Source organism: Pseudomonas sp. YL2 (assembly GCF_023063025.1).
Taxonomy (GTDB): domain Bacteria; phylum Pseudomonadota; class Gammaproteobacteria; order Pseudomonadales; family Pseudomonadaceae; genus Aquipseudomonas; species Aquipseudomonas putida_A.
On sequence record NZ_JAJSLU010000006.1, the window covers coordinates 277,033 to 283,758 of the forward strand.

Here is a 6,726-nt window from a genome sequence, read left to right on the forward strand (position 1 = left end):
GCGAGCAAGCCCGCTCCCACATTTAGTTCTGTGTACGCAGACCCAATGTGGGAGCGGGCTTGCTCGCGAATGCGTCAGTGAATTCAACACAAATAAACCGGCATATTCACGTACATGTCCAGGGTTGACGATCAACAACCGGCAGCTCAGTCTGCCGGTTCTCTTTTTTTTGTCGCGGGGGTGGTCGATGCCTTTCTTCACGGTTGACGGACAAGCGCTGCACTACATTGATCAAGGCACCGGCCCGGCCGTGTTGCTGGCGGGCAGTTATCTGTGGGACACGGCCATGTGGGCGCCGCAGATCGCTGCGCTGTCGCCGCACTATCGGGTGATTGCGCTGGACCTGTGGGGCCACGGCGAATCCGCGCGTTTGCCTCAAGGCACCACCTCGCTGGATGACATCGCGCGGCAGGTCGAGGCCTTGCTCGATCACCTGCAGATCGAACGGATCACGCTGGCGGGGCTGTCAGTCGGCGGCATGTGGGGCGTGCGTCTGGCGTTGTCGGCACCGCAGCGGATCAACGGTCTGGTACTGCTCGACACCTACGTCGGCGTCGAGCCTGAGCCAACCCGTCAGTACTATTTCTCGCTGTTCAAGCAGATCGAGGAAAGCGGCGAGATTGCGCCTCAGTTGCTCGACATCGTGGTGCCGATCTTCTTCCGCCCGGGCATCGATCCGCAGTCGGCGCTGTATCAGGACTTCCGCGCCAAACTCGCGGCGTACACGGCGGATCGCCTGCGCGAAAGCATTGTGCCGATGGGACGTATCACCTTCAGTCGTGATGACCTGTTGCCGCGCCTGGGCGAACTGAATGCCGCGACCACCCTGGTGCTGTGCGGCGATCAGGACAAACCGCGACCGCCGTCGGAGGCACAGGAAATGGCTGAATTGATCGGCTGCCCGTGGGTGCTGGTGCCGGAGGCGGGGCATATCTCCAGTCTGGAGAATCCGCAGTTTGTGAGCGAGGTGTTGTTTACTTTTTTGGCTGAGCGCAACCGTTAAACCGAGTCATCGTTCTTTTCGCGAGCAAGCCCGCTCCCACAGTGACCGCGGTGATCCCTGTGGGAGCGGGCTTGCTCGCGAAGAGGCCCGATCAGGCAATAAAGAAGCCGGACTCACTTTGGCCCGAGAATTTTCGCCAGTTTCTCCGGCGAAGGCGCGCCTTGCTGCTGTTGCAGCTCGCCCTTGTCATCCATGTAGAAAATCGCCGGTGTCGCCTGCAGTTCCAGGTCTTCCATCAACTGCATGTTGGCGGCCAGTTTGGTCTGCACCGATTTTGGAATGTCTTTCAACGGCTTCAGGGTGCTGGCCTTGCCGGCCTTTTCGTGATCTTCCAGGGCCTTGGCCGGATCTTTCGCCGCCAGCAGCGCGGCGGATTTCGCCGGGCTGTCTTCGCGGATGATTCCGACCATGATGTGCCGCAGTTGTACTTTGCCGGCCTTGACCCATGGTCGCGCCTGTTCCCAGAACATGTTGCAGTACGGACAGTTGGGATCGCTGAACAGGTACACGGTGCGCGGCGCATCCTTGTTGCCGTCCTGAATCCAGTTGCTGGCTTCGAACTTGCCCCAGATTTCCTTGGCCATCGGCGCATAGACCAGTTTCTGCAAAGGCTCGCTGCTCAGATCCTTGCCGTCGGCGTCGTACAGGTTGCCGAGCAACACGTGTTTCCCGTCCGGCGTCAGGTACAGCGCCATGCCACGGTTCTGGTACTGCGCCGCATAACCGCGCAAGCCGTCCGGGGCGTCGAACTGGCCGACGATTTTTGCGCCCTTGGCCTCGATCTGCTTGATCGCGGCGGGCAATTCTTCGGCGGCCTGCACCGACGGCAGGTGCAGCAGGGCAGTGCCCAGAGTCAGCGTCAGCAGGTGGCGGAGGCGGGGCATGGCAGTTTCCTTGCAGAGGTGGCCGGTGCGGCGGTTGGATTCGGGATGTCGAAATTTTCCAGGGCGCGGGCCAGGCTGGCGTTCGACAGTTCGCCCAGATGACTGCTCAGCAAGCGACCGTCAGGGCTATAGAACAGCGTAGTCGGCAACGCCATGGAGCCCACGGCCTGACCCAGTCGACCGCTGCGGTCGAACAGCACGTTGTTCAGGCTCAGGCCCTGGGTTTCCAGGAAGGTGGCAACGCTTTGCATGCTTTCGGCCTGATTGACGAATAGAAAGGTCAGGTCCGGGCGTTGTTGTTGAGCGTTTTCCAGCACCGGCATCTCGCGCCGGCAGGGCGGGCACCAGGTTGCCCAGAGGTTGATCACCAATGGTCCGCCCTGATAGTCGCTGAGCTGGATGGTCTCGCCTGCGGCGTTGCGCAGGGTGATTTCCGGCAGGCGCGTGCCTTGTTCGTAGATGTTCAGTGACAGGGTCGCCAACAACCAGAACAGCACGCCGCTGGCCACGCCAAAACCCAATGGCCGACGCAGGCCCGGGCGGCGCCAGCCGCGATAGAGAGCGGTGAGCAGCAGCACGATCACCCCCGGCCAGGCGAGGAATCCACCATCGCGCAGGTCGATGATCTGCCACGGATCGTTGCGATAGTGCCCCCAGTACAGGGCGACAAATGCCACGCGCGCCGCGAGCATGCCCAGCAGAAACAGGCTGAACAGCGCCGACTCGGGGTTATCGCCGCCACGCTTGGCCACCCGCCAGCCGACAAAGGTCGCCAGCGCCAGGGCACTGATCAGCAGCAAGTGGTTAAGCGCGATGGCAAAGGTGCCGAGGGTGAACGTCAGCATTTAATTGGCGTCTCGGGTGGTGGTCCAGCGTTGCAGGAACGTCTCGGCATCCACCTCACCGGTGATGCGCTGGCTACGTCGTTCTTCGCCGTCGGTGCCGATCCAGACAAAACTCGGTGGCCCCGGGACTTTGTAGCGGCCGAGCAGCTCGCGGCTGGCGGCATTATCGGCAGTGACGTCGAGGCGCAGCAGGCGCACATCGCTGAGTGCCTGCATGACCTTGTCCTTGCCGAACACCTGTTTTTCCATGACTTTGCACGACACGCACCAGTCGGCGTAGTAATCGAGCAGCACCCACTGGCCCTGAGCCTTGGCGCTATCCAGTTCGCGCTGCAGGGCGGCCGGATCCTTGATCGTGGTGAACGCGTCATGCCCGCTCGGCGTGGTGCTGGCGACTCGGCCGGCGCTGTACACCTGCAGCGGTTGATACGGGTCGTCACTGCCACCGGCGGCACCGATCAGCAGCAGGCTGCCCCACAACCCGAGCAACAGCGAGCTGGCGCCGAACACTTGGGCGACCCGGCCGAAGCCGTCCGATTGCTTCCAGGCGCAGAACGCGGCGATCAGCAGCAGCGCGCCGCACAGGCCCAGCCACAGCGACGAGTCCAGCACCGGGCGCAACATCAGCAGCGCGGTCGCGAGGAACAGGAAACCGAAGATGCCCTTGAGCAGGTTCATCCACGCTCCGGGTTTCGGCAGAAAGCGATTGCCGACGGTCACCAACAGCAACAGCGGCACCCCGATACCGATGCCCAGCGCAAACAGAATCAAGCCACCGTGCAGCGCATTGCCGCTCTGCGCGATGTACAGCAAGGCGCCGGCCAGTGGCGCGGTCATGCACGGGCCGACCAGCAGACCGGACAACGCGCCGAGCACCCCGGCACCGATCAGGCTGCCGCCATTGCGACTGCGCGAAGCGTGTTCGAGGCGGTCACGCAGGGCCACCGGCAATTGCAATTCGAAGAAGCCAAACATCGGTAGCGCCAGCACCACGAACACTGCTGCAAATGCACCGAGCAGCCATGGATTTTGCAGCCACGCCTGCAGGTTGGCGCCGAGCAGCGCAGCGATCACCCCCATCGCTGCATACACCAGCGCCATGCAGATCACATAGCTGCTGGCCAGGGCGAAACCACGGCGTGGGGTTGCACCGCTGCCGACAATCATGCCCGCCAGAATCGGCAGCATCGGCAACGAACACGGGGTAAACGCCAGCAACAGGCCGAGGCCGAAGAACACCAGCAGGCTCCAGCCCAGCGCCCGTTGTTGCAGGCTGCTGGCCAAGGCCTGATCCGGTGCTTCGGCACTGGCCGTTGGCGTCGCTTTGCCGCCCAGATCGATGACCCGGGTCTGCGGCGGATAACACAGGCCGGCATCGGCGCAGCCCTGGTAACTGACCTTGATCTGACCGCTGGCCGAGGCCGGGACTTTCACCTCCAGCCCTTGGCGATACACCGGTTGTTCACCGAAGAACTCGTCACTGTGCGACTCGCCCTCGGGCAGCGCCGGCTGCTGCTCGGCCGCCAAACCGTCGAATTTCAGCCGTTTCTGGTACAGGTAATAGCCGTCGGTGATTTGCCAGAACAGCTGGGTTTCCCCGGACTCAAGGCGTTCGGAAGTGAGCACGAAGGCTTTTTCGACCGGCAGAAACTCCGGTTTGGTCTCGAATGGATTGTTTCCCGCCTGGGCCAGGCCGGAGATCAGCAGTGCAAACAAAAGAAAAAAATGACGCATGGAGGAGCCTTGTCCCTGTGCAAGTGTGGGCACAATGGTGGATGGCGATTAACCGATGATTAACCGTCACGCCCTTGTCGCTGTGGCGTTGGGCGCCATAATGTCAGCTTAATCGGCCAACGGCCTAATCGGCTTTTTTCTACGGGACGGATCATGCACGTACTGGTTTGCGAAGACGATGAACTGATCGCCAGCGGTATCGTTGCCGGTCTCACGGCGCAGGGCCTGACGGTCGAGCACGTCAACACCGCCTCGAAAGCACGGGCGATGCTCAAGGTTGCCGAATTCGACGTGATGGTGCTCGATCTCGGCTTGCCCGACGAAGATGGCCTCAAGTTGCTGCAACAACTGCGTCAGCAGGGCCTGGAAATTCCGGTGCTGATCCTGACCGCACGCGACTCGGTGACCGACCGGGTCGATGGCTTGCAGGCCGGGGCTGACGATTACCTGCTCAAACCCTTCGATCTGCGTGAATTGTTCGCGCGCCTGCAAACCCTGCTGCGCCGGGTCGCCGGGCGCAGCGTCAACCTGATCGAACACGGCGCGCTGACCTACGATCCAAGCAGCCGCGAAACCACGTTGGCCGGGCAACCGGTGGACTTGTCGCGCCGCGAGCAATCGCTGTTGCAGGCGCTGCTGCACAACCGTGGCCGAGTGCTGTCCACCGAGCAGTTGAAGGACAGCGTCTACGGCTTCAATGACGAGTTGGAGAGCAACGCGCTGAACGTGCATATCCACCACCTGCGCAGCAAGCTCGGCAAGGGCATCGTCGAAACCGTGCGTGGTCTGGGCTATCGCCTTGGGCCGGCCGATGGTGGAGAGCGGCAGAAGTGATGAGTCTGCGTCTGCGCCTGAGTCTGACCCTCGGCGCCGCGTTCGCCCTGATCTGGGCACTGGCTGCGGCCTGGATGCTCAGCGACTTGCGCAATCAGATGATGTTTTCCCTCGACCAGCGGCTGGTAGCCTCGGCGCGCATGGTCGCCGGGCTGCTGGAGCAACTGCCGGCACTGCCGAGCAAGGGCGAGGGCACCCATTTCAGTGCCGAACAATTGAACATTCCCGGCGGCATGGCCTGTCAGGTCAGTTCGTTGCGCGGGGAAATTCTGGCCCGTAGTCACAGCAGTCCCGAGCAAACCCTGGAAGCGGAAAAGATGGGCTTCCATGACCAGATGATCGATGGCGCGCCGTGGCGCAGTTTCACTCTCGCGCGGGGCGACGTGCGGATCACCACGGCCGATCGGCAGATTGAACGCGAAGCGCTGAACATGTCGATCCTGCTGGCGGCCTCGGTGCCGGTGGGCGTGGCGTTGCTCGGTTGCCTGTGCCTGTTGTGGCTGGGCATCGGCCAGGGGCTGGCGCCGCTCAACCGGCTGCGCGAAGCACTGATGCGACGTAATGCCGACTCGCTTGAGCCGCTGCAATTGCAATCGTTTCCCAGCGAACTGAAACCGTTGCTCGATACCCAGAACCAGCTGTTCCAGCGCATCGGCAAGACCATCGAGCGTGAACGCCGCCTGACCGGTGATGCCGCCCACGAACTGCGCAGCCCGTTGACGGCGATCAAGACCCACCTGCAAGTGGCACGCATGACCGAAGGCAGTGCCCGCGATCAGTCGCTGGCACGCGCCGAAGAGGGTGCCGACCGCATGCACCGCACGCTGGAGCAACTGCTGCTGCTGGCGCGGGTCGAGGGCAGTCTGTCGTTCGATGACGGCGTGCAGTGCAGCGCCGAACAGGTGGCGAAACTGGCGATGCAGGATGCGGCTGGTGGCGAGCGTCAGCGCATCAAGCTGCAATTGCCCAAGCAGCTCTCCAGTGCGCCGGTGCAAATGCCGGCGGTGCTGTCGATTGCCGCGTTGCGCAATCTGCTCGACAACGCCCTGCGCCATACCCCGGCGGATGCTGAGGTGGAGCTGAGCCTGGAAACGGTCGGCCAGCGCGCCCGTTTTGTGGTGCGCGACCACGGCCCGGGGATTGCGGCGCAAGATCTGCAGCACCTGACCCAACGCTTCTGGCGCAACGGCCAGAGCACCGGCTGCGGACTGGGCCTGGCCATCGTGCAAGCCATCGTCCAGCGCTGCGCCTGCACCCTGCATTTCGACAGCCGGCCGGATGGCTTGCGCGTCGAGTTGACCATGCCGCTGCAACCTGTCTGAACCAGCAAAAATCCCCTGTGGGAGGAGGGGTTGGAGCCGGGGGGGGGGGCGGGGGCCCGAGGGGGGGGTGGCGGGCGCCGCCGCGCCCGGGCGCCCGCCCCCCC

6 protein-coding genes are annotated in these 6,726 nt (G+C 63.2%); 3 read left to right on the forward strand and 3 right to left on the reverse strand.

What is annotated here, in order from left to right; genetic code table 11:
- The first annotated feature begins 187 nt into the window (after positions 1–187).
- Positions 188–1,003 carry an alpha/beta fold hydrolase gene (locus tag LVD08_RS12240; RefSeq protein ID WP_247268234.1) on the forward strand — a complete coding sequence of 272 codons (816 nt, stop codon included), beginning with the start codon at positions 188–190 and terminating at the stop codon, positions 1,001–1,003.
- A gap of 113 nt (positions 1,004–1,116) precedes the next feature.
- On the opposite strand, the gene dsbG is transcribed toward LVD08_RS12240, so the two are convergent.
- Genes dsbG through dsbD form a run of 3 tightly spaced genes read right to left on the reverse strand, consistent with a single transcriptional unit; the run spans position 1,117 to position 4,466 of the window.
- Positions 1,117–1,887 carry a thiol:disulfide interchange protein DsbG gene (gene dsbG, locus LVD08_RS12245; protein ID WP_247268235.1) on the reverse strand — a complete coding sequence of 257 codons (771 nt, stop codon included), beginning with the start codon at positions 1,885–1,887 and terminating at the stop codon, positions 1,117–1,119.
- Positions 1,863–2,732, reverse strand: a complete 870-nt coding sequence (locus tag LVD08_RS12250) for a TlpA disulfide reductase family protein (RefSeq protein ID WP_027613398.1) — start codon at positions 2,730–2,732, stop codon at positions 1,863–1,865. Before LVD08_RS12250 ends, dsbG begins: the two co-directional genes overlap by 25 nt.
- Entirely contained in the window at positions 2,733–4,466 is a 1,734-nt protein-coding gene (gene dsbD, locus LVD08_RS12255) for a protein-disulfide reductase DsbD (protein ID WP_247268236.1), read from the reverse strand.
- Positions 4,467–4,619: 153 nt separating this feature from the next.
- On the opposite strand from dsbD, the gene LVD08_RS12260 reads away from it, so the two are divergent.
- Both LVD08_RS12260 and LVD08_RS12265 read left to right on the forward strand, forming a co-directional pair.
- Complete coding sequence (locus LVD08_RS12260) at positions 4,620–5,300, forward strand: response regulator (RefSeq protein WP_247268237.1); 681 nt, start codon at positions 4,620–4,622, stop codon at positions 5,298–5,300.
- Positions 5,300–6,622, forward strand: a complete 1,323-nt coding sequence (locus tag LVD08_RS12265) for an ATP-binding protein (RefSeq protein WP_049827920.1) — start codon at positions 5,300–5,302, stop codon at positions 6,620–6,622. The genes LVD08_RS12260 and LVD08_RS12265 overlap by 1 nt, the downstream gene beginning before the upstream one ends.
- Positions 6,623–6,726: the final 104 nt, after the last annotated feature.

Coding starts and splice junctions, on each gene's coding strand:
- LVD08_RS12240 (WP_247268234.1), top strand. CDS start 188: ATGCCTTTCTTCACGGTTGACGGACAAGCGCTGCACTACATTGATCAA.
- dsbG (WP_247268235.1), bottom strand. CDS start 1,887: ATGCCCCGCCTCCGCCACCTGCTGACGCTGACTCTGGGCACTGCCCTG.
- LVD08_RS12250 (WP_027613398.1), bottom strand. CDS start 2,732: ATGCTGACGTTCACCCTCGGCACCTTTGCCATCGCGCTTAACCACTTG.
- dsbD (WP_247268236.1), bottom strand. CDS start 4,466: ATGCGTCATTTTTTTCTTTTGTTTGCACTGCTGATCTCCGGCCTGGCC.
- LVD08_RS12260 (WP_247268237.1), top strand. CDS start 4,620: ATGCACGTACTGGTTTGCGAAGACGATGAACTGATCGCCAGCGGTATC.
- LVD08_RS12265 (WP_049827920.1), top strand. CDS start 5,300: ATGAGTCTGCGTCTGCGCCTGAGTCTGACCCTCGGCGCCGCGTTCGCC.